At 68.8% G+C, this 22907-nt stretch carries 22 protein-coding genes; 11 read left to right on the top strand and 11 right to left on the bottom strand.

All coding sequences use genetic code 11. From position 1 onward, the window contains the following. Nucleotides 1–188 precede the first annotated feature (188 nt). On the top strand, nt 189–1721 hold the full coding sequence (locus tag WI697_RS01680) for an alkaline phosphatase family protein (RefSeq protein WP_345957168.1): 1533 nt from the start codon (nt 189–191) through the stop codon (nt 1719–1721). 57 nt (nt 1722–1778) lie between these two features. Then, a complete protein-coding gene (locus tag WI697_RS01675) occupies nt 1779–2801 on the top strand; it encodes a hypothetical protein (protein WP_345957167.1) in 1023 nt (340 codons plus the stop codon). 6 nt (nt 2802–2807) lie between these two features. On the opposite strand, the gene WI697_RS01670 is transcribed toward WI697_RS01675, so the two are convergent. Together WI697_RS01670 and WI697_RS01665 are read right to left on the bottom strand one after the other, a co-directional pair. After that, nucleotides 2808–3272 carry a hypothetical protein gene (locus WI697_RS01670; RefSeq protein ID WP_345957166.1) on the bottom strand — a complete coding sequence of 155 codons (465 nt, stop codon included), beginning with the start codon at nt 3270–3272 and terminating at the stop codon, nt 2808–2810. Then, a complete protein-coding gene (locus WI697_RS01665) occupies nt 3253–3948 on the bottom strand; it encodes an EI24 domain-containing protein (RefSeq protein ID WP_062766934.1) in 696 nt (231 codons plus the stop codon). The genes WI697_RS01670 and WI697_RS01665 overlap by 20 nt, the downstream gene beginning before the upstream one ends. A 317-nt stretch (nt 3949–4265) precedes the next feature. On the opposite strand from WI697_RS01665, the gene WI697_RS01660 reads away from it, so the two are divergent. The 4 genes from WI697_RS01660 to ppa all read left to right on the top strand — a co-directional run bounded on the left by WI697_RS01660 (nt 4266) and on the right by ppa (nt 9167). Beyond that, nucleotides 4266–5258: an adenosine kinase gene (locus WI697_RS01660; protein ID WP_062766937.1), complete on the top strand. Its 993-nt coding sequence runs from the start codon at nt 4266–4268 to the stop codon at nt 5256–5258. Nucleotides 5259–5329: 71 nt separating this feature from the next. After that, complete coding sequence (typA, locus tag WI697_RS01655; RefSeq protein ID WP_014746967.1) at nt 5330–7156, top strand: translational GTPase TypA; 1827 nt, start codon at nt 5330–5332, stop codon at nt 7154–7156. A gap of 25 nt (nt 7157–7181) precedes the next feature. Beyond that, nucleotides 7182–8546, top strand: a complete 1365-nt coding sequence (locus WI697_RS01650) for an AmpG family muropeptide MFS transporter (RefSeq protein ID WP_345957165.1) — start codon at nt 7182–7184, stop codon at nt 8544–8546. 93 nt (nt 8547–8639) lie between these two features. Further along, the gene (gene ppa / locus WI697_RS01645) at nt 8640–9167 is read left to right on the top strand and encodes an inorganic diphosphatase (RefSeq protein WP_014746965.1); all 528 of its coding nucleotides are present in this window, start codon (nt 8640–8642) and stop codon (nt 9165–9167) included. 85 nt (nt 9168–9252) lie between these two features. On the opposite strand, the gene WI697_RS01640 is transcribed toward ppa, so the two are convergent. Both WI697_RS01640 and nth read right to left on the bottom strand, forming a co-directional pair. Then, nucleotides 9253–10434: an ATP-binding protein gene (locus tag WI697_RS01640; protein ID WP_345957164.1), complete on the bottom strand. Its 1182-nt coding sequence runs from the start codon at nt 10432–10434 to the stop codon at nt 9253–9255. A gap of 107 nt (nt 10435–10541) precedes the next feature. Further along, the gene (gene nth, locus WI697_RS01635; RefSeq protein WP_345957163.1) at nt 10542–11219 is read right to left on the bottom strand and encodes an endonuclease III; all 678 of its coding nucleotides are present in this window, start codon (nt 11217–11219) and stop codon (nt 10542–10544) included. A gap of 138 nt (nt 11220–11357) precedes the next feature. Between nth and WI697_RS01630 the strand changes: the two genes are divergently transcribed. The 4 genes from WI697_RS01630 (at nt 11358) to WI697_RS01615 (ending at nt 15879) form a co-directional block, all read left to right on the top strand. After that, on the top strand, nt 11358–11906 hold the full coding sequence (locus WI697_RS01630; RefSeq protein ID WP_041605079.1) for a DUF2244 domain-containing protein: 549 nt from the start codon (nt 11358–11360) through the stop codon (nt 11904–11906). Between the two features lie 711 nt (nt 11907–12617). Then, nucleotides 12618–14234: a YifB family Mg chelatase-like AAA ATPase gene (locus WI697_RS01625; RefSeq protein WP_345957162.1), complete on the top strand. Its 1617-nt coding sequence runs from the start codon at nt 12618–12620 to the stop codon at nt 14232–14234. 18 nt (nt 14235–14252) lie between these two features. Continuing rightward, entirely contained in the window at nt 14253–14990 is a 738-nt protein-coding gene (locus WI697_RS01620) for a helix-turn-helix domain-containing protein (protein ID WP_345957161.1), read from the top strand. Nucleotides 14991–15117: 127 nt separating this feature from the next. Then, nucleotides 15118–15879, top strand: a complete 762-nt coding sequence (locus tag WI697_RS01615) for an enoyl-CoA hydratase/isomerase family protein (RefSeq protein WP_345957160.1) — start codon at nt 15118–15120, stop codon at nt 15877–15879. 47 nt (nt 15880–15926) lie between these two features. Here the strand turns inward: WI697_RS01615 and WI697_RS01610 are convergent, their stop codons facing one another. After that, nucleotides 15927–16583: a type 1 glutamine amidotransferase domain-containing protein gene (locus WI697_RS01610; protein WP_345957159.1), complete on the bottom strand. Its 657-nt coding sequence runs from the start codon at nt 16581–16583 to the stop codon at nt 15927–15929. A gap of 123 nt (nt 16584–16706) precedes the next feature. Between WI697_RS01610 and WI697_RS01605 the strand changes: the two genes are divergently transcribed. Next, complete coding sequence (locus WI697_RS01605; protein WP_062761431.1) at nt 16707–17615, top strand: LysR family transcriptional regulator; 909 nt, start codon at nt 16707–16709, stop codon at nt 17613–17615. 6 nt (nt 17616–17621) lie between these two features. Here the strand turns inward: WI697_RS01605 and WI697_RS01600 are convergent, their stop codons facing one another. From WI697_RS01600 to WI697_RS01575, 6 genes are all read right to left on the bottom strand, one after another. Further along, on the bottom strand, nt 17622–18323 hold the full coding sequence (locus WI697_RS01600; RefSeq protein ID WP_062761432.1) for a response regulator transcription factor: 702 nt from the start codon (nt 18321–18323) through the stop codon (nt 17622–17624). 103 nt (nt 18324–18426) lie between these two features. Beyond that, complete coding sequence (locus tag WI697_RS01595; protein ID WP_345957158.1) at nt 18427–19254, bottom strand: class I SAM-dependent methyltransferase; 828 nt, start codon at nt 19252–19254, stop codon at nt 18427–18429. Beyond that, nucleotides 19254–20321, bottom strand: coding sequence for a glycosyltransferase family 4 protein (locus WI697_RS01590; RefSeq protein ID WP_345957157.1), 1068 nt, complete (start codon nt 20319–20321; stop codon nt 19254–19256). The genes WI697_RS01595 and WI697_RS01590 overlap by 1 nt, the downstream gene beginning before the upstream one ends. Nucleotides 20322–20335: 14 nt before the next feature. After that, entirely contained in the window at nt 20336–20755 is a 420-nt protein-coding gene (locus WI697_RS01585; protein WP_062761435.1) for a 6-pyruvoyl trahydropterin synthase family protein, read from the bottom strand. 48 nt (nt 20756–20803) lie between these two features. Further along, nucleotides 20804–21760, bottom strand: coding sequence for a zinc-dependent alcohol dehydrogenase (locus WI697_RS01580; protein ID WP_345957156.1), 957 nt, complete (start codon nt 21758–21760; stop codon nt 20804–20806). Continuing rightward, entirely contained in the window at nt 21757–22827 is a 1071-nt protein-coding gene (locus WI697_RS01575; protein WP_345957155.1) for a RibD family protein, read from the bottom strand. The genes WI697_RS01580 and WI697_RS01575 overlap by 4 nt, the downstream gene beginning before the upstream one ends. Between the last annotated feature and the right edge of the window lie 80 nt (nt 22828–22907).

Below are 22907 nucleotides of genomic sequence, written 5' to 3'. Positions count from 1 at the left end.
TGTCCGTCGGGGAAAATCTGCCCAACCTAACAGCAGCGCGCCCCCCCTCGCCAGAGCCGATGAGGACACCGATACCTGGTTTAAACCAGACAGGACTGGGCAGGCCGATCACAGAGGTGCAACATGATCCTGCTATGTCACCTCCTCCCGATCCTCTCGGCAGCCGCCGCCACCGGAGCCCGCCCCCCATGCGCTTTCTGCTGATCGGCCTAGACGGCCTGCGCCCGGAACTCGTCACCCACGATCGCATGCCGGTGCTGACGGCGCTGCTGGAGCGGGGCACCGTGCTGGCCCGCCATTCCGCCGCCTTCCCGACCGAGACCTATGTCAACCTGCCGACCCTGGTGACCGGCGCCCGGCCATCAGGCCATGGCATGGTGGCGAACTTCTTCCTGGACCCCCGGGTCGACGCCCGCGAGCGCTTCGAGGGCTATGACGTCGCCAAGATCGAGAAGGCGACCGCGGCCTATGACGGCCGGCTGTTCACGACCCCGACCCTGGGCGAGATTCTGGCGGCCAACGGCCGGCGGCTGAAGGTGCTGTCGGCCAATTCCGCCGGCAGCGTGCGGCTGAAACAGCCGATGACCGGGCTGGACGCGCTGTGCCTGTCGGTCCACCAGCCCGAGAGTTCCTTCCCCGAGGCCGAGGTGCGGGCGATCCTGGACGAGGTGGGCCGGCCCGAGGCACCGAAGCAGTATCCCGACCTGGCCGGCACCCGCTGGATGACCGACGCCTTCCTGACGGTCATCACCCGCGACCTGCCGGACGTCACCATTCTGTGGTATGGCGAGCCCGACAATGCCTACCATGTTTTCGGCATCGGATCCGAAACCTCGCTGGGCGCGATGCGGGCGGTGGACGACCAGATCGGCCGGGTTGCGGACTGGTGGGAGGCCGAGGGTCGGGCCGCGGGCGTGCAGCTGATTTTTGTGTCTGATCATGCACATGTTACCCAGACCCGGCGCTTCGATCTGGCGGCGGCGCTGCGGTCGGCGGGGTTCAGGGTCGACCGGCACCTGGCCGACGGAGCCGATGTGGCCCTGATTCCGGGCTATTGCGGAAACATGCTGGTGCGTGATCGTTCCCCGGCGCTGGCGGCGAAGGTGGCGGCAGCCCTGATGGAGATGGACGAGATCGGCATGGTGTTCTCGGCCCCCGGCCGGGACGGGGTGGAAGGCCAGGCCCCGGGGACCTTCGACCGGCGGCTCGCGGGCATCGACCATGCCCGGGCAGCCGATCTTGTTTTCGTATTGCGGAACTTCGACGAGCCGGACCAGTGGGGCCTGACCGGGACCTGCCTGCATGACAACGGCCTGGGCGACGGGGTGGGCATCCATGGCGGGCTGCACCCGAAAGAGATCCTGAGCCTGGGGGCGCTGGTCGGCGACCGCTTCCGGAGCGGAGCCAGGATCGAGACCGCGACCGGCACCGCCGACATCGTGCCGACCATGCTGGCGATGATGGGGCTGGAACATACGATCGCACCCGGTCCCCATGGCGGTCGCCCGGTGTGGGAAGCGATGACCCCAGCTGACGGAACGGCTATGAATATGGGGCAAAATAGCCGAATCGGCTATTTCTCGGACAGACACGCCGAACTGGTCGCCGAACCCGAGACGGTTCAGAGCCTGACCGTGGGCACCGGGCGGTTCGTCCAGCGGCTGGACCGCCGGCTGCGCGGGGGGCGGGCCCATATCGAGGCCGGGCGGCGGATCGGCTGAGGCCGCATGTTGCCGCTGGGGCAGGGCTGGCGGGCGCGGCCGGGACACCCTATTCTCTTGAGCATGACACCCGTTCGCCCGATGCCCCTGTTTCTGCGCCGCCCCATCGCCCTGTTGCTGGCCCTGCTGGCCATGCCGGCGATCCTGACCGGCTGCGCGGAGACCATGACGACCGAACCGCCGGCGGATGAGGAACGGATCCTGCCGAGCACCGACCCGATCATCGTCGAGGCGCCGATCACGGTCGAATCACCGGCCGCGGTGCAGATGGTGGCCTGGCAGCCGGTGGTGTGGCCGCCCGGCAGCCGGCCACGGCCGGGCCCCGCCCCGGTGGACCAGGCATTGGACGCCGGCATGGTGCGGCGCTTCCAGACCATGGAGCGGCTGCGTGCCGCCGATCTGGTGACGGCCCGGCTGGCGACGGAACGCCGGGCGACCAATCTGGGCGGGCTGCTGCCGCTGTCGCATACGCCCTCGGTCACCGTGGACCCGCTGGCCCCGGCCCCCACCCCCGGCGAGACCATGGCGCGCTTCGAGGCGCTGAAGCAGATGGTCGCCGCGCGCGAGATGACCGCCGAAGAGGCGCGGGCCGAACAGGCCCGGATCATAGATGCCCTGCTGCCGCCCGCCCCGGCGGAAACGCTGCCCTATCCGAACGAGATGACGGCCGAAGAGCTGGCGGCCCATGGCCGGCGCATCGACGACTGGATGCGCCTGGGGGTGATCACCCCCAATGAAGCCGCGGCGGAACGCCAGCGGATCGAAGAGATGCGCCGCAGGCTGGAGGCGATGCAGGCCGCCGTGCAGGCGCCCCCGACCGTCGTCCCCAAGGCGGCCACACCCGAGGCGGCCGCACCCGGGACGACGCCTGATATGCCCGCAACGGAGGCGGTGGTCCCCATCCCCGTGACACCGGCGACGCCAGCGCTTCTGCCGCCGCGAGAGGTGCCGCCGCCACCGACCGTGCCGGCCACGCCGGTGGGACCGGTGCCGCCGTCGGGCCTGGCACCCTATCCAGGCGAGACCGCGCCTGCAGACGCCCCGGGCAAACCGATCAACCTGCTGCCCGCAACCGGCTAGACAGGTTCAGACGCCCGGCGCGGCCAGCCGGGCCTGGATGGTGGCGTGATCGAACCCCGCCACGCAATCGGCATCGCCCGCACCCGCCGTCTGCGGACCGAACCAGCGCACCACCCCATGGGTGGGGCGCGCCCCGCCCGGCTTTGCCGCATCGATCGCCGGGAAATACAGGATCAGCGCACAGCGATTGTCGGAATAGCGCCAGAACACCGACTGGCCTTCGCGCCGCGCCACCGCCGGCCGGCCGAAACGGGTGGTCAGATCGTTCTGATCCAGCTTCAGCAGCTCTGCCAGCCCCGAGGGCTGCGCCACATGCGCAGGCTTGGGCGCCGGGCGGATCTGGGCCGTCCCGATATCGGGGCTGGTGGTCTGACAGCCGGCGAGGCCGAAGCCGGCAAGGCCGAGAAGAAGGGCGGCCAAAGGACGGATGGCCACAGGGCGGGCGATCTGGCTACGGACGGCGCAGCTCACGGGCTTCGCGCTCCCGGATCAGGGTGAAGAGATGGGTGAACAGGGCGGCGGCGATGATCGGCGCGGTCAGGTTCACGAAGGGGATCGCGAACAGGAAGGAGACCGCGGCGCCATGCACGAAGAGCGTGGTGCGGTGGCGGAGCCGCATGGCCTTCGCCTCGGCCGTGCCGAGACGGCGCAGCGCCGCCAGTTCGAAATATTCCCGGCTGAGCAGGATGCCGTTCAGCCCGACGAACAGGACCAGATTGACCACCGGCACGAAATAGAGCGGCAGCACCAGCAGGTTCAGCAGAAGCGCGAAGACGCCGAACCTGACGCCGGACCAGAGCGAGGCCCAGAACCCGGCCCCCTTGGCCGGCGGCAATCCGGGATAGCTGCGCCGCTCCACGACCCCGGCGACCTCGTCGATCACCAGGCCCATCACAGCCGACGTGATCGGCACGAAGAGCAGCCAGGCCGAGATGACGATGACGGCGAAATCGCCGGCATAGGAAATGGTGGTGTCCAGCCAGCCGATGCCGGTAAGCCCGGTCGCATCCACCCAGCCCACCGCCAGCCACCACAGCACGCCCATCAGGATCGCCGACCCTGCGATGCCGATGCCGAGCGGACGCCACATGCGGGCATCGTCGAGATTGCCGAGCGTGCGTCCGACGGTGGTGGTGATCAGCGCCATGGCGCGGGTCGTCTCCGGGGAGCGCGGGGAGGGGGAGATAGGGAGCCCGTCCGGCCCCCCGGTGCAGGCACCCCCCGGTCCGTGATCCGGTTACGGTGCGCCTGCGAAACCGTAGGGAATTCATACGACGGGGAGGGGCGGGACTCAAGGGCCCAATCGGCATTGCGACGCAAAAGCCGGCGAGATGCCGCGCGCCCGGGATCGCCCTTCCGGGCCGGGGCGGCTATACTGCCGCCGACCGGCCATGCAGCCGCTGGTTGAACCCGCCCCGGGCGCCCGCGCCCCCTCATTTCCGCGCAGAGGAAGACGAACCGATCATGACGGAGAAGACCTATCACGTGCTCGGCCTCGGCAACGCCATCCTGGACATCCTGGCCCGCACGGAGGACGGCTTCCTCGACGCCCAGGGCATGGTCAAGGGCACCATGGCCCTGATCGACACCGACCGGGCCGAGGCGATCTATGCAGCCATGGGCCCGGCGATCGAAAGCTCGGGCGGGTCGGCGGCCAACACGATCGCGGGTCTGGCGGCGCTGGGCGCGCGCACCGCCTTTATCGGCCGGGTGGCCGAAGACACGCTGGGCCAGGTTTTCCGCCACGACATCCGGGCGCTGGGCGTGGCCTACGACACGCCGGCCGCAGCACCGACCCCGCCCACCGCGCGCTGCTTCGTGCTGATCACGCCCGACGGCCAGCGCACGATGAACACCTATCTGGGGGCCAGCGTCCACCTGTCGCCGGACGATGTCGACGAAAACGAAGTCGCGCGTGCCGAAATACTGTACGTGGAAGGCTATTTGTGGGATCTTGCACCCGCGAAGGAAGCCTGCCTCAAGGCGATGCGGGCGGCACGGCGCAATGGAACACGGGTGGCATTCAGCCTGTCCGACAAGTTCTGCGTCGACCGCTTCCGTGCCGAGTTCCACCGGCTTATCGACGACCACATCGACATCCTGTTCGCGAACGAAGCCGAGATCGCCGCGCTTGCGGAGACCGACGACTTCGACGCGGCCATGCGTTCGGTGGCGGGCCGGGTGGAGATTGCGGCGCTGACCCGCAGCGAACACGGATCGGTGATCGTGCCCCGCGAGGGGGCGCCGGTCGTGGTGGAGGCGAGCCCGGTTGAGGCGGTGGTGGATACCACCGGCGCCGGTGATCTCTATGCGGCTGGTTTCCTTTACGGGCTGACCCACGGGTTCGATCTCGCGCGGTCCGCCCGGCTCGGCGGCCTGGCGGCTGCCGGGATCATCGGCCAAATCGGCCCGCGCCCTGCCGGTTCGATCGCGGATCTCGTCGCGCGATCGGCCTGAACCGGGGCCCAAGCGGGCGGACGGCGGCACAAGAGGTGCCGCCGTCGTCTCTCAAGGCTTGTCAGACCCGTATGACCGTCCTGCGCAATCTCGCGATCATCGCCCACGTCGACCACGGCAAGACCACGCTGATCGACGCCCTGCTCCAGCAGAGCGGCGCCGTGCGCGCCCACCAGCAGCTCGCCGAACGGGCGATGGACTCGAACGATCTCGAGCGCGAGCGCGGCATCACCATCCTGGCCAAATGCACGGCAGTCGCCTGGAAGGATTACCGCCTCAACATCGTCGACACCCCCGGCCACGCCGATTTCGGCGGTGAGGTCGAGCGGATCCTCGACATGGTCGACGGCGCCCTGCTTCTGGTCGATTCGGCCGAAAGCGTGCGGCCCCAGACCAAGTTCGTGCTCTCCAAGGCGCTCGCCAAGGGCCTGCGTCCGATCGTGGTGGTCAATAAGATGGACCGCCCCGACGCCCGCCCCGACACCGTGCTCGACGAGGTCTTCGACCTGTTCGCGGCACTGGGTGCCGACGAGCACCAGCTGGACTTCCCCGTGGCCTATGCCTCGGGCCGGTCGGGCTGGGCCTCGATGGAGCCGGTGACCTCGGGCGAGAACCTGCACCCGCTGCTCGACCTGATCGTCGCCCACGTGCCGGCCCCGGATGTTGACCGCGACGCGCCGTTCACCATGCTCGCGACCATGATCGAGAGCGACCCCTATATCGGCCGCGTGCTGACCGGCCGGGTCGCCTCGGGCGTCGTGAAGATGAACCAGGCGGTCCGGGCGCTGCGCCGTGACGGCACGCTGGTCGAGGATGCGCGGATCACCAAGATCCTGCGCAGCGACGGGCTGAAGCGCGAAGCGGTGGACCAGGCGGAAGCCGGCGACATCGTCTCCATCGCCGGCCTGTCGAAGACCACGGTCGCCGACACCATCGGCGCCGTCGGCATCACCGAGCCGCTGGCCGCCCGGCCGATCGATCCGCCGACCATGGCGGTCAGCATCTCGGTCAACGACAGCCCGCTGGCCGGCCAGGAAGGCGACAAGGTCACCTCGCGCATGATCCGCGATCGGCTGTTCCGCGAGGCGGAAAGCAATGTCGCGATCCGCGTGACCGAGCTGCCGAGCAAGGACGCCTTCGAGGTCGCCGGCCGCGGCGAACTTCAGCTGGGCGTGCTGGTCGAGACCATGCGCCGCGAAGGCTTCGAGATGTCGATCTCGCGCCCGCGCGTGCTGTTCCGCGAGAATGCCGAGACCGGCCAGCTGGAAGAGCCGATCGAGGAAGTCCACATCGACGTCGACGAAGAGTATTCGGGCGTCGTGGTGGAGAAGATGAGCCTGCGCCGGGCCGAAATGACCGACATGCGCCCCTCGGGCGGCGGCAAGACCCGGATCGTGTTCATGGCACCGTCGCGCGGCCTGATCGGCTATCGCAGCGAGTTCCTGTCGGACACCCGCGGCACCGGCGTGCTGAACCGGCTGTTCTCGCATTACGGCCCGCACAAGGGTGAGGTGGAAGGCCGGCGCAACGGCGTGCTGGTGTCCAACGGCACCGGCGAGGCGGTCGCCTATGCGCTGTGGAACCTGGAGGAGCGCGGCATCCTGTTCGTCGAGCCCCAGACCCGGGTCTATGGCGGCATGGTGATCGGCGAGCATTCGCGCGGCAACGACCTGGACGTCAACCCGCTGAAGGCCAAGCAGCTGACCAATATCCGCTCGGCCGGCAAGGACGACGCCATCCGCCTGACGCCGCCGAAGATCATGAGCCTGGAAGAGGCGATCGCCTATATCGACGAGGACGAGCTGATCGAGGTGACGCCCAAGTCGATCCGGCTGCGCAAGCGCTTCCTGGACCCCAACGACCGCAAGAAGGCGGCCCGCGCCGTCGCTTCGGCCTGATCCCACCCGTCGGACGGATGCCCGCATGACGACACCCGATGGTGGCGAGGGCAGGGATCAGACAGGCAGGGGCAGCCGCTTCCTTGCCGGGGCGCGGATCTATCTGGAGCCGCGCCTCATCCAGATCCTGCTGCTGGGCTTTGCGAGCGGTCTGCCGCTGGCGCTCAGCTTCGGCACGCTCAGCGTCCGGCTGACGGAAGACGGCATCTCCAAGGCGGCGATCGGCCTGTTCGCCGCCGTGGGGACGCCCTATGCGCTCAAATTCATCTGGGCGCCGCTGATCGACCAGCTGCGGCTGCCGGGCCTGGCCCGGCTGTTCGGCCACCGCCGGTCCTGGCTGCTGCTGACCCAGGCGGCGGTTATCCTGACCATGCTGGGGCTGGGGCTGTCCGACCCCGCCGCCGACCCCTGGACCACCGCGCTCTGGGCGGTGCTGCTGGCCTTTTCCTCGGCCAGCCAGGACATCGTCATCGATGCCTATCGGGTGGAACGCCTGCCCGAAGACCGCCAGGGCGCCGGTGCGGCGATGGTGGTGTTCGGCTATCGGCTGGGCATGCTCGCCTCGGGCGCCGGGGCGCTTTATCTCGCCGCCTATTTCGACTGGTTCACCGCCTATGCCGTGATGGCGGCGGCGATGGGCCTGGGCGTGCTGGCGGTGCTGGCGGGCCCCGAACCCCGGGTGGATCGCAGCCATGCGGCCGAGGCCGAAGCCCGGGCCGGACGGCTGCTGGAACGGCTGGGTGCAAAGGGGCCGATCGGCCGTGCCGGCGCCTGGCTGCATGCCGCGGTGGTGGCCCCCTTCCAGGAATTCCTGGTCCGGCCCCATGCCTGGCTGATCCTGGCCTTCGTCGCCTTCTACAAATTCGGCGACAGCCTGGCCGGGGTGATGACCAACCCCTTCCTGGTCGATATCGGCTTCGACAAGACCCAGATCGCCGAGATTTCCAAACTGTTCGGCTTCTGGGCCTCGATGGTCGGCTTCTGGGCCGGCGGCACGCTGCTTGGGGCGCTGGGCACCGTGCGGTCGCTCTGGATCTGCGGCATCCTGCAGGCGCTGTCGAACCTGGCCTTCATGGTCCAGGCCGAGGCAGGCCCCGATGTCGCGGTGCTGGCGGCCGTGATCGGCTTCGAAAACCTGGCGGGCGGCATGGGGACGGCGGTGTTCGTGGCCTATATGTCGAGCCTGTGCAACGTCTCTTACACCGCCACGCAATATGCGCTGCTGTCGTCCTTCATGGCGGTGGCGCGGACCTGGCTGTCGTCGTCGAGCGGCATCATGGCCGAGGAACTCGGCTGGTCGGCCTTCTTCCTCGCAACCACGGTTGCGGCGATTCCGGGGCTGATCCTGCTGCGGCTCGTCTCGCGCAGAACCGCAGATCGTGCTATCTAGCGCATCGATCGGCGAGGTCGCACCCGGCCGTCCCGTCTCGACCCCCGGGTGTACATCGCCATTTCTGTACCACCGGGGAAAGAGGCCCGACCAATGGACGTGACCAAGATCGCCGCCGGCCGCGCGGTGCCTGCGGACATCAATGTCGTCATCGAGATCCCTGCCAACGCCGATCCGGTGAAGTACGAGCTGGACAAGGACAGCGGCGCCATCCTGGTCGACCGTTTCGTCGCCACGCCGATGTTCTACCCGGCCAATTACGGCTTCATCCCCAACACCCTGGGCGATGACGGCGACCCGGTGGACGTGATGGTCGTGACGCCCTATCCGGTCGTGCCGGGCTCGGTGATCCGCGCGCGGCCGGTGGGCGTGCTGAAGATGGAAGACGAGAGCGGCATGGATGAAAAGATCCTGGCCGTTCCGCACCAGAAGGTCTCGGCGCTCTACGACCATGTCCAGAGCTATACCGACCTGCCGGAGCTGCTGATCCGCCAGATCGAGCATTTCTTCACCCGCTACAAGGACCTCGAAAAGGGCAAGTGGGTGAAGGTCACCGGCTGGGACGACATCGACACCGCCAAGCGGCTGATCGAGGAAGGTGTCGCCCGCGCCGGCAAGTGAGCCGGCCGCTTCGCGCGGCATCTGATCGTATTGAAAAGGCCGGCGGATCGCTTCGCCGGCCTTTTTGCCGTGCAGACGTCCGGGATCAGTCGAGAGTCGGGATGACACGCCGCATATAGGCGTCGAAAAGCGGAACGGTAAAAGCCGTGTCACCGTGCTGTGGGGAATAGATCATGCCCTTGCGGATGAGCTTGTTGCGGACCGGCCCGACGCTGGTGGTCTTCAGGCCAAGCCGGTCCGCGACATCTCCGGATCGATGGGTGCCGGGGCCGAACTCGGCCAATGCCCTCATATAGCGTTTTTCAGATGGCGTGCAGCGATCGAAGCGGACGCGGAAGAAATTGTCGTCCAGCTTGCGAATCGCAATCTCAGTCGCCACCTCCACGTCCACTGCCGTGATCATGTCATGTTCTGCGACGTTCCAGGCGTCATGCCCCCATTGCTGAAGGAAATACGGATATCTCTCGGTGACCTCCAGAATAGCGGTCAGCGCGGCCTCTTCGATCCGTGCACCTTCCTCCCGAATTGGCCCCAGCAGGGCCGCGCGGGCATCCTTTTCCTCCAAGGCACCGATCTTCGGATATTTGAACAGACGCTCGGCATAGGACTTCGATTCACCCGCCAACCCCAGAATCTGGGGGAGGGCCGCCCCGATCAGGGTCAGCGGCAGATTGGTCTGGCTGGTCCGGTGGATCGCCATGATCAGCGCGCTGAATTCCTTGTCCGTCAGATACTGCATCTCGTCGATCAGGATCGCGAACGGTACCCCAGCTGAACGAGCGGCTTCACCAACCGCCAGGAACAGGTTGGGCAAATCGACCTCAAGATCGCCGCTATCCGCGGACCCGACTTCGGGGTCGATCCCGAGGCCGATCTCGAAATCACCATAAGTCAGCCTGATCGAGTTCAGGAAGCTGCGCAGAACCCGCAAGCCACGGCGTGCAGCGTCCCGGGCACGCTCGATTTCGCTCAACCTGATCAGAATCTGCCTCAGCCCGGGGACAATGAGCGCCGACAGGGGCTTCTCTTCATGTGCCTCGATGAGGTGGGTGCGAAACCCGATCGTCTCCGCAATCTCGCTCAACCGAACCAGGAGGACGGTCTTGCCCACACCACGAAGCCCGACGAGAATGCTGCTCTGGGCTGGTTTTCCAAGGGCGATGCGCTGGAGCGTGACGGTAAGCTCGTCGAGAATCATCGCGCGCCCGGCAAGCTCGGGCGGCGGCGTACCGGCACCAGGTGCGAAGGGATCGCGTACCGGATCCATCTGCACCCTCCGAAGGAGACGGATTTTATCGAATTTACCTGTTTAGATCGAGTTTACCCATTTATATCTGAATGTGGATATAAATGGGTAAACTCGATCTAAACCCCTCATATGCCGTCCGAAGGCCCGACCACACCGCCAGTCACCGCCACCCCCGGCGTCTTGTCCCTGTAGCGGCAGAGATCGGCCACGATGCAGGCGGGGCAGTCGGGTTTGCGGGCCTTGCAGACATAGCGGCCGTGCAGGATCAGCCAGTGATGGGCGTGCAGGCGATAGTGTTTCGGCACGCGGCGCTCCAGCCCGCGCTCCACGTCGAGCGGGGTTTTGCCGGGGGCAAGGCCGGTGCGGTTGCCGACCCGGAAGATATGGGTGTCGACCGCAATCGTCGGCTCGCCGAAGGCCACGTTCAGCACCACATTCGCGGTCTTGCGGCCGACCCCGGGCAGGGCCTCCAGGGCGGCACGGTCGCGCGGCACCTCGCCCTCATGCTGCTCCACCAGAATGCGGCTGAGCGCGATGACGTTCTTCGCCTTGGCATTGAACAGGCCGATGGTTTTGATGTGGGTGCGCAGCCCCTCTTCCCCCAGCTCCAGCATCTCAGCCGGGGTGAAGACCTGCTGGAACAGCAGCCGGGTCGCCTTGTTGACGCCGATATCGGTCGCCTGGGCAGACAGCACCACCGCCACCAGCAGCTGGTAGACGTTGCCATAGGCAAGCTCGGTCTCGGGCGCCGGATCGGCGGCAGAGAGACGGCGGAAGAATTCTTCGACATCGGCGCGCTTCATGGGCGGTGACGATAGCCGCTCGGGCGGGCCTTGGGAAGCGGGTGCGGCACCCCTGCGCGAGGGGGTGGGCGAGGGGCCCCCAGGTGCCTGAAGAATAACGGCTTGGCGGGCCGCCCGGCCGCTCCATATACTGAAGCCATGAGCCAGCCAGAGACCAGAGACGAGAGCCGGCCATCCCCTGAAGGTCCGCTCATTTTCGACGCGCTGCTGACGCCCCATCGCTCCCTGCCGCCCAGCGGGTTCAGATGGGTGATGTTCGGCCTCGCGGGCGTGCTCGCGCCCATGGGCATCTATTTCATGACGCTGGGCGCCTGGCCGGTTTTCGGCTTCTGCGGGCTGGAGATCCTGCTGGTCTGGCTGGGCTTCCGCGCCAGCTATATCAGCGGCCGCGCGTTTGAGCGGCTGCGCCTCACCCATGAACGGCTGCGGGTGGAACAGACCGACCATCGCGGCCGCACCCGCGCCCATGATTTTCAGCCCTACTGGCTGCGGGTGGAACTGGTGGAGCCCGATGCGGGCGAGGAAGACGGCTTCGGCCCGCGCGAACTGGCCCTCACCAGCCATGGCCGGCGGCTGATCATCGGCCATTTCCTGACGCCCGAGGAACGGCGCGACCTGGCCCGGGCGCTGGAAACCGCGCTGCACCGGGCCAGGATGCCGCAGCCGACGGAGACGCTGCTCGCCTGAACCGGTACCGGCCTTCGACGGCACAAGGCGGTTTCTGAGTATTCCGACACTGAATTGTGTCGTTCCATTTAAAAGTTTCGATGGACAAGACAAGGACGGCTCTTCTGCGGCCGGTCCGGCACAACCCATGCGGTATAAGTCCTGCCTGAACTGCCGGGTGATAAGACAAAATGGCGCGAAGCGCGTATCGCCGCATCGAAGATTATTCGATGATCTTGATGCATCGTATATTTTTTCCAGACTGCAGGTTCGCGCATGGTGTATGAATAAACCTTCATCCGGGTTGAAGATTAATAAAGCTGTACATCCGCCAATTTTCAGCCAAAACCGTGAAGCCACCTGACCGGGTTCATTCCCCATACTTAACCGCCCGAACCGGGTGAAATTCTTCTCAAAGAAGTAAATTAGTAATAATCTGCTCGTTATAGTAGTCTCGCCTCTCCAGTTACACGTCAAGGTATTTATGCTTGTGCATGAACACGCATTAGCTGTAAATGACTCTGATAGCTTCGTTTTATCCCCATGATTATTGACGAAATCATGGTGGTCGACTAACGATCAGGTAGAACAGACTCTGAGGAAAGCCAACACGCCACCCGCCGATGGCGTGTCGCGAAGGGGTTCGTGCGTGCGGACGTTGTGGACTGATCCACCGACCCGGATCGACAGATGCACCGGTGGCCTTGCAGCCCGGAACCGGGAGCGGTGCCGTTGACCGCGCGCGTCGATACCATCGCGCTCACCGGCATCCGCGCCGTCCCGGTCGAGGTCCAGGTGGCGATCTCGGCCGGGCTGCCGGCCTTTGCTGTGGTCGGCCTGGGCGACAAGGCGGTAACCGAAGCCCGCGAACGGGTGCGGGCGGCGCTGGGTCGGCTGGGGCTGACCCTGCCGGCCAGGCGCATCCTGGTCAATCTGGCCCCGGCGGGCCTGGCCAAGGAAGGCTCGCATTACGATCTGCCGATCGCGCTCGCCCTGATGCTGGGCATCGGCGCCCTGCCGTCCGGCGTGCTGGACGGCCATCTGGCCCTGGGCGAGCTGGCGCTGGACGGCACGCTTGCCGCGGTGGCCGGCGTGCTGCCGGCGGCCGTGCTTGCGGCCGAAACCGGCCGGCGGATCATCTGCCCGGCCGCCTCGGCAGAGGAGGCGGCCTGGGCGGGCGACCGCCATGCGGTGATCGCAGCCCCCGACCTGCTGGGCCTGCTGGGGCATCTGACCGGGCGCAGCACGCTGCCCACCCCGCCGGAGCCGCGGCTGGACGGAGAGCCGCCTTTGCCCGACATGGCCGATATCCGCGGCCAGCCGGTGGCACGGCGGGCGCTGGAGATCGCCGCGGCCGGCCGGCACAATCTGCTGATGATCGGCCCGCCCGGCGCCGGCAAATCCATGCTGGCCCGACGGCTGCCCGGCCTGTTGCCGCCGCTGGCGCCGGCGGAATCGCTGGATCTGTGCCTGATTGAAAGCGTGGCCGGCCGCGGGCAGGTGCGGCCCAGAATCAGCCGGCCCTTCCGTGACCCGCATCATTCGGCATCGGCCGCGGCCCTGGTCGGCGGCGGCAACCGCGCCCGCCCGGGGGAGATCAGCCTGGCCCATGGCGGGGTGCTGTTCCTGGACGAACTGCCCGAATTCGCCCGGCCGACGCTGGAAGCCCTGCGCCAGCCGGTGGAAAGCGGCGAGGCGGTGGTCTCGCGGGCGGCGATGCATGTGTCCTATCCGGCGCGCGTTCAGCTGCTGGCGGCGATGAATCCCTGCCGCTGCGGCCATGTCGCCGACCCGATGCTGGCCTGCAATCGCGCGCCGCGCTGCGCGGCCGATTATCAAAGCCGCCTCTCGGGCCCGCTGCTCGACCGTTTCGACATGACGATCGAACTGGCACCGACACCGCCGGCCGCAATCCTGGCCCATGGCCCGGGAGAAGCGAGCGCCCCGATCCGGGCGCGGGTGCTGGCGGCACGCGCCCGTGCCGATGCCCGCAATCGCGGCCTGGCCGGCCTGGACGACACCCCGGCCCATCTGCGCCGGCCGATGACCAATGCCGAGCTGGAAGGCACGGCCCTTGATCAGGCCGCCGCCCTGGACGGGCCGGCACGGGAGTTGATGCTGCGCGCATCGGAACGCCTTCGTCTGTCGGCACGCGGCGTGACCCGGGTTCTGCGGGTTGCGCTGACCATCGCCGATCTGGCCGGCCGCGAGCGGATCGGCCGCCCCCAGTTGAGCGAGGCCCTGGCCTATCGCCGCCCGCCCGGCCCGGCGGCCGGACTGCGCGCCGCCGCCGGTCCGCCCCGCGATCGTGGTGGTCCGCATGCCCGGCCCTCCCATCCCCCACAGTGACCAACGGACCCCTTGGCCATGACCGACGACAACCAGCATGACGGCCCCAAGCGCCAGACCAGACCGACACAGAAGCGCAGCGAGATGCGGGAAGGTGCGGAGACCCGGCAGACCATACCGGTCGGGACGGCCATATCGGTCGAGAAGACCATATCGGCACCGAAGGGCCGCAGACGCGGGCCGGGGGACCAGTTGATCGCCGATGGCGGGGTGCCCGACTGGCCACCCGTGGAACCGGTGATGATCGACCCGGAAATCCGCTCGGCCAGCGCCCAGATGATCGATGCCCATGTCGGCGCGCGCCTTCTGGCCCTGCGCCAGATGCGGGAAATCAGCCAGCATCAGCTGGGCGAAGCCCTGGGCCTGACCTTTCAGCAGGTGCAGAAATACGAACGCGGCCTGAACCGGATCAGCGCCGGCCGGCTGTATATCGCCGCCACCTTCCTGGGCGTGCCGGTCGCCTATTTCTTCGACGGCCTGCCGACCGGCACGGATCTGGAAGCCTGGCTGAGCGGCGACCAGCTGGCCGAGGCGCCCGCCACATTGTCGGCCGGCACGCCCGTCACCACCGAGGATCGCCAGCTTCAGGATCTGCTGGTCGCCTATGCCCGGATCGAGGATCCGGGGCGGCGGCAGGCCCTGGCCGCGGCCGTCCGGAACATCGCCGACGCCTGCGACGGTATCATGCCCGGTGCCGAGGGGCGCCGTTCCCCCTTGCGCCGCCGCCGCGGCCGGCCGCCCAAGAAACGGGATTGAGCCGACGAGACCGGCGGGGATGGCGGCGGGGGTGGCAGTGTCATCCTGAAGGCTTGATCCGGGGCGGGCTTCGATCAACCATGCGTCGATCAGCCCCATGCCATTCCAGCCCGAAAGGACCTGCCGGATGATCGAGACCGCCCGCCTGGAGATTGCGGGGCCGCGCGCCACCCTGACCCTGACCCGGCCGGCCAAGCGCAATGCGCTGCTGATGCGCGAGATCCCGGCGCTGATCGGGCTGATCGATCAGGCAGAGGCCACGCGCGGCGTGCGGGTGATGGTGTTGACGGGCGAAGGCGGGACCTTCTGTTCCGGCGTCGCCTTCGACGATCTGGCCGGGGTGGACTGGACCGACAACCCGCTGGAAAAGCTGTGCGAACGGGTGGCCCGGGTGGCGGTGCCCACGATCTGCGCGCTGAACGGCGGGGTCCATGGCGGCGGGGTGGATCTGGCGCTGGCCTGCGACATCCGCATCGGCACCCCCGCCAGCCGGGCGGTGGCACCGCCGGCCCGGATCGGGGTGATGTATCACGTGACGGGGCTTGAGCGTTTCGTCGCCAAACTGGGCATCACCGCCGCCAAACGCCTGCTGGCCCTGGCCGAGCCGATGGAAGCGGACGAGCTGCTGCGCATCGGCTTTCTGGACCAGCTGACCGGCGGGGAAGAGGGGGCGCTGGCCGCCGCAGTCGATGCCCATGCCGCCCGCATCACCGGGCTGGCCCCGCAGACGGTGCGCAATTTCAAGCGCCTGCTGGACGACATCGCCGCCGGCCGGCTGGACCGGGCGGCGGCGGTGGCGGAGATCGGCGCCAGCTTCACCTCTGCCGAAGCGCGGGAAGGCTATGCCGCGCTGACGGAGAAGCGGGCACCGGTCTATGACGATGTCTGACGGAAGCCGTATCTGAGGGAAGCCGTATCTGACGGGACGCCGGCGCCTTAAAGCGCGGCCAGCACCAGCCGCGCCACCTCGCCCGAGCTTTGCGGGTTCTGGCCGGTGATCAGCCGGCCATCCTGCACGGCCTTCACATTCCAGTCGGCAGCGCCTTCATGCAGCGCGCCCAGCTGCTTCAGCCGGGTTTCGAGCAGGAAGGGCACGTTGTGGGTGCCGCCCACCGCCGCTTCCTCGCTGTCGGTGAAGGCGGCGAGCCGGCGGCCCTTGACGAAGGGCGTGCCGTCGGGACGGCGCATGTCGCCGAACACCGCCGGTGCATGGCAGACCGCGGCGACCAGCCGGCCGGCATCGGCAAAGGCGAAGAGCAGATCGTGCAGGCGGCGATTGAACGGCATGTCGAACATGGTGCCATGGCCGCCGGGCAGATAGACGGCATCGAAGCCGGTGGTGTCGATGCGGTCATAGGCCGGCGTGTCCTTCAGCGCCGCGATCGCCGGCGCCCAGGCCGCCGCCTGATCGGGGGAGGGGGTGCTGTTCGGATCGACCGGCACGTCGCCGCCGGCGACCGAGGTGACCGTGACCTCGTGCCCGGCTTCGGTGAAGGCCATGAAGGGCACGGCATGTTCTTCCAGCCAGAGGCCGGTGGGCTTGCCGTCGAGCAGGCGGTCGTGGCTGGTGAGGATAAACAGAATGCGGCTCATGAGAGATCGGCCCTTCATCGATGGGGGTGATGATGTGTCCTGGTCGATCCTTCAGGTGGCGCGGGGCCCGGGCAGATTCAAATTCGCGGCACCAATGCCAGATATCAGCTAGAATGATATCTGATGATGTATGACCTGAACCTGATGCGGATCTTCGCCGCGCTGATCGACGAAGGCAGCGTGACCCGCGCCGCCCATCGCCTGGGCATGACCCAGCCGGCGGTGAGCGGGGCGCTGACCCGGCTGCGGGCGCTGATCGGCGACCCGCTGTTCGTGCGTGAGCGCTATGGCATGCGGCCGACCGAAAAGGCCCTGGCGCTGGCCCCGGCGATCACCAGGGCGCTGGCCGGAATCGACGATGCCGTGCTGGCGGCACAGGGTTTCGACCCCGCAACCGCGCGGCGCAGCTTCGTGATCTCGGCCAACAGCTATGCCGAATTCGTGCTGCTGCCGGCGCTGGTGGCGCGGGTTCAGGCAGAGGCGCCGGGGGTGCGGCTCCGCGTGCTGCCCTTCGGCGCGGATCTGGCCGAAACCGGGCTTCTTGCGGGCGATACCGCCCTGGCGCTGGGCCGGATCGTCGATCCGCCGGACACGCTGGTCGTGCAGGAAATCCTGACCGACGGGCTTTCCTGCGTGCTGCGCGCCGACCACCCCGATGCGGCGGGGGACAGGCTGGATCGCGCCGCCTTTGAACGGCTGCGCCATGTGAACCTGCTGCCGCCCGGCCGGCTGAAAGTGGGGCTGTTCCAGGTGCTGGAACGGCTGGGGCTGGAGCGCGAGGTCGCGGTCTCGGTGACCCATTTCCTCGCCATCCCGGAACTGGTCGCCGCCACCGATCTTTGCGCGACCCTGCCGACCGCGATCTGCCGCAGGCTGGCCGGCGACCCGCGGCTGAAGGTGCTGGAGCCGCCCGCGGATCTGGGCCGTTTCCCCGGCCACATGGCCTGGCATATCCGCCACCGCGAGGATGACGGCCACCGCTGGCTGCGCCGGCTGGTGCGCGAGATCGCGGCCGCGGCGGTCAGGACCTGAAGGATATCAGAGATTGAGCCGGTAGCCGCCGGCCTCGGTGATCAGCAGCCGGGCATTGGCCGGGTCGGGCTCTATCTTCTGGCGCAGGCGGTAGATATGGGTTTCCAGCGTATGGGTGGCGACCCCGGCATTATAGCCCCAGACCTCGTCGAGCAGCCGGTCGCGCGGCACCGGCTTGTCGCCCGCGCGGTAGAGATATTTCAGGATCTGGGCTTCCTTGTCGGTGAGCCTGATCTTGCGCCGGCCGTCTTCGGTGACCAGCATCTTCACCGCCGGGCGGAACTGATAGGGGCCGATCGCGAAAACCGCATCGTCGGATTGTTCATGCTGGCGCAGATGGGCACGAACCCGGGCCAGCAGCACCGCAAAGCGGAAGGGCTTGGTGACATAGTCGTTCGCCCCGGCATCCAGGCCCAGAATGGTGTCGGCCTCGGTATCGGCACCGGTCAGCATCACGATCGGCGCCTTCAGCCCGGCGCGGCGCATCAGCCGGCAGACCTCGCGCCCGTCCAGATCGGGCAGGCCGATATCCAGAATGACCAGGTCATGGGGGGTGGATTTCAGCCCCGCCTTGACCTTCTCCAGCGCCTGGGCACCGCTCGCCGCCTCTTCGATGGCGAATTCCTCGTAGAGCGCCAGCTGCTCGGCAAGCGTCTGGCGCAGCAGGGGATCGTCGTCGATCAGCAGGATGCGCTTCTGGGCGGTCATGGGCGGCGCTTTCCGTCGATGGCGTCCCCCAAGGTTTTACGGGGCCCCTGCCGGATCAGGCAAGTGTTGGATCGGGGACGTGTCGGATCAGGCAGGGGCCGGATCAGGCAGGAGAGGGCGGAATGCCCAGCAGATCCAGATGCCCGACCACCAGCCGCCCGGGGCCCGCGGCGGCGCGGCCGGCCCGGAAATCGGCGACCAGCCCGGCCGGCGCCTCGCCGCCATCGACCAGATCGACCAGGGCCCCGGCGACGCCGTCGACCATCGCCTGATGCATCGCCGGATGGTCGGGGCCGATCACCCAGTCGGAGCGGGCGAGTGTCACCTCGAAACCATGACGCCGCAGCGCCTCGGCAAAATACGGCGCCGCATCGGGCCCGAGCGCGGGGCCGCCCAGCCCCTTGTCGCGGCGCTGATGACGCGCGAAGCCCGCCACCGCATCCGCATCGGTGGCGGCGGCCGGATCCCAGACCATCCGCCCGTCCCAGGTGAGGGCGCCCAGAACCGGCGCGCCGGACCGGGCCAGGGCGCCGGCCAGATCCTCCAGCCAGACGCGCCCGGCCAGATCGATGAGGGCGGTGAAATGGACGAGATCGGCACCTTCCAGAACCGGGGCCAGATCGGCGGTGGCGAGATCCGCCTCCAGCCAATCGACCGTGACATCCGCGGCTTCGGGCTGGACCGCCAGCCGGGCGCGGCCGGCGGCGATCAGCACCGGGTCACGCTCTACCAGACACCAGGACTGGCGGAGCTGCGCCCCCAGCCTTGGCGCCAGATGCACCAGCCCGGCACCGGTGCCCGCCCCCAGATCGACCACCCTGACGTCGTGCCGGCCGGCGAGATGGCGGGCGAGCCGTGCCTCAAGCGCCGTCGCCCGGGCGGCGGTGTCGAAACCGGCGCGCAGCGCCAGCCAATCGGGATCGAACCCCATCAGACCTCCGATATCAGGGTCGCCAGCCGCCGGGCCTGATCGGGCCAGCGGGGCAGGCGGGCGCCGGCCTCTGCCGCGGCCCGGGCCAGACGCCCGCGAAGCCCGGCATCCGCCATCAGCCGCCGCAGGGCATCGGCCAGCGCATCGATATCGCCCGGCGGCACCAGGATCCCGGCGCTGTCGGGCACCAGCTCCGGCACCGCGCCGGCCCGGGCGGCGACCACCGGCAGGCCGGCGGCCAGGGCCTCGGCGAAGGCCATGCCATAGCCTTCGAAGCGCGAGGGCAGCACGAAGACATCGGCCGCGGCATAACGCCGGGCAAGGTCGTCGCCCGACAGCACGCCATGCAGGTGGATCCGGTCGCCCAGCCCGGCGGCCCGGATCGCCGCGCGCACCCGGGCGGCATGGGGCGGGTCCAGCGTGTCGGGGCCGACGAGATCCAGCCGCCAGTCATGATCGCGGCCGATCTGGCCAAGCGCCGCCACCAGATCCTCATGGGCCTTGCGGGGCGTGAGGCTGGCCACCGTCAGCAGGCGCAGCGCGCCGTCCCGGGCGGCCTGATGGGGGAGGGGCTCCACCGACAGGCCGGGCTCGATCACCTGCACCGGCAGATCGGTCCAACGCTGGTCACGCAGCAGGGCCGCCGTGGCGGGGCTGGTGGCCACCACCGCATCCACCCGGGCGAGCGCCGCGCGTTCCAGCCGGGCCAGATCGGCCGCGACCTGGGGCGCAAGGCCGGTTTCGAGCGCACAGGGGTGATGGACCAGCGCGATCCGCCGCGGGCCGCCGCTGCCCGCGGGCGTGATCTCGTCGAGCAGCGGCGCCAGCCCCGGCAGGGCCAGACCGTCGATCAGCAGCGCCCGGACCGGACCGGCGGCCAGCCGGTCGCGGAGCATGGCGAGCGCCGGGGGCCCGACCGGCGGCGGCCCGCCGGGCAGGGCCAGGGTTTCGACGACCACCCCAAGCCCGGCGGCAGCCGCCATGATCCGACGGTCATAGACATAGCCGCCGGTGGCGAGGTCGACCGGCCCCGGCACCGCAAGCAGAAGATCGACAGGGTCCAGCATGCCTGCGGCAGCCTTCAGCCGGCGCGGGCGGCATCGCCGACCGGGCCCTCGAAGGCGGCCCAGGCGACATGGCTTTCATGCAGCACGATCCGGATCGCATCGATCCCGGCGGCAGAGGCCCCAAGATCGCCGGCATCGATCGCGGCCGCCATCCGGCCATGAATGTGGCGGGCCAGGAATTCGGTGGTGGTGTTCTGCCCGGCGAATTCCGGCAGATCATCGAGATTGCGATAGGCCAGCGGCTCCAGCGCCGCCTTCAGCGCCTGATGGGCCAGGCCGATATCGACCACCAGCCCGTCATCGTCGAGCGCCCGCCGCTTGAATTCGACATCGACCACGTAAGTTGCGCCATGCAGACGCTGGGCCGGGCCGAAGATCTCGCCACGGAAACTGTGGGCGATCATCACATGGTCGCGGACGCCGAGGGTGAACATCGGGTGCAGGTCCTCAGATAAGGGGGCGGAGAGGGGAGAGAGCGTGGATCAATAAACGATACGCAGCACCGTGCCGCGCAGATCGGGATCCGGCCCGCAGAGATGGGTGGCGAGCCGGGCGGGGGCGGCGGCGAAGGCGACCTCGTCGACCACCAGCGCATCCAATGCGGCATCGTCGAGCAGGCGGAGCGCCAGGTCCAGCCGGTCGGCATGGCTCCAGCGTGCGCGCCGGCCGGCCGAGACCTGGCCGACCTGGGACGAGATCAGCTTCAGACGCCGGGCGTGGAAGGCGCGGCCCAGATTGATCGGGGTCTCGCGGTCGCCATGCCAGCTGGCCTCCACCACCCGCGCCTCCATGCCGGCGAGGTCGAGCGCCAGATCGAGCCCGGCGGCCGAGGCGCTGGCATTGATCACCAGATCGCGATCGGGCGCGGCGGCATCGGGCGCGCGGAAGGGCAGGTCGAGTGCCGCCGCCGCCGCCGCCCGGCCGGGATCGCGGTCGATGATCTCGACCACCGCCCCGGGCAGCCGGCGGGCCAGACGGGCGATCAGCAGGCCGACCAGGCCGGCGCCGACCACGGTGATCCGGTCGCCCGGCCCGGCGCCGGCATCCCAGAGCACGTTGACCGCGGTTTCCATATTGGCGGCCAGCACCGCCCGGGCGGTGGGGACCGCCTCGGGCACCGGGCGGAGCATGGCGGCCGGGGCCAGAAACCGGTCCTGATGGGGGTGGAGCACGAAGACGCGATCGCCCTTCGGGTCCAGCCCGACCATGGCGTAGCCGTATTTCACCGGAAAGGGGAAGTCGCCTTCCTGAAGCGGCGCGCGCATCCGCTCGTATTCGCTTTCCGGCACCAGACCGCCGGCGACCAGGCGCTCGGTACCGCGGCTGACGGCGCTTTGCAGGGCGCGGACTTCGATCATGCCGGTGGTGTCGGCGGCAAGCGTGCCGGTGCGGATCTCGAAACGGCCGGGGCCGACCGTCCAGATGGCGCGGGTCATCATCCGGGATGTCCTCCGGCACTGCGCGGGAGAAGATCCAGGCAGCATTCGACCAGAATGTCGGCGCCCATGATGAAATGGCGGACCGGCGGGCGGATGGCCTGGTCGAGATGGTCGATTTCGGGCAGGCACAGCACCGGCCGGCCCGAGCCGAGCAGCACCGGCGCGATCGCCATCTGCAGCCGGTCGACCGCGCCGGCCTGAATGAGCTTGGAGACCGTGACCCCGCCGCCTTCGACGAAGATCCGGCGGATGCCGCGGGCCCGCAGCTGCCGCAGCGCCTGATGCGGATCCAGCGTGCCGCAGGGCCGGCGCGGCACGGCCACCGGCTCGACCTGATCGGTCGCCGGCGGGGGCGGGATGTCGGCGGCATGGAGAACCAGGGTGCGGGCGGCCCCATCCCCGAACAGTTTGTGGCCGGCTTCGAGCCGCCCGCCGGCATCGATCACCACCCGGACCGGGTTGGGACCGGGCACCAGGCGCACGGTCAGGCGCGGGTCATCGGCCTCGACGGTGCCGGCGCCGACCAGCACCGCATCGGAAAGCGCACGCATGCGATGGGCGTGAACAAGGTCTTCCTCGCCCGACAGCCATTGCGAACAGCCGCTGGTGGTGGCGATGCGGCCGTCCAGGCTCTGGGCCAGATGGGCCGAGACCCGCGGCCGGTCGGCCGGGGCAGGGCGGAGCACCGGAAGATAGAGGTCGAGCAGCCGGGCGGCGGCCGGGTCCAGCTCGATCCGCGTCGCCCAGCGCATGGCGGGCTCGTCCGCATGATCGTCCAGCAGCACCGCATCGGCGGCAAGCGGCGTCGCCGCCGGCACCAGCCGGCCGTCGGGCCCGAGCGCCAGCCCCGCCGGCAGATCGGGTGCTACGGCAAGGGCCAGCAGCCCGTCCCAGACCGCGGCCGCATCCAGACGCACGGGATGGGGCCGGGCCGGCCGGCCGACAGGATGGTGGGGACGCAGCGCAGACAGACGGGTCGCGGCGGAACCAGCCCCGGCGGTGACGGTTCCGTTCTCCGTCACCGGATTTCGGGCGGCGGGGACGGCATCGGCGGGTGGCATGTCCATCCTGGTGGTCCTTCTCCCCTGCCCTGCCCTTCGGTGGGTGCCGGTCGGGACGATCGACAGGCGACAAGCGATCCGAAGGC

Source organism: Tistrella mobilis (genome assembly GCF_039634785.1).
GTDB classification, from domain to species: Bacteria; Pseudomonadota; Alphaproteobacteria; order Tistrellales; family Tistrellaceae; genus Tistrella; species Tistrella mobilis.
This window is presented reverse-complemented; position numbering and strand designations above follow the sequence as displayed.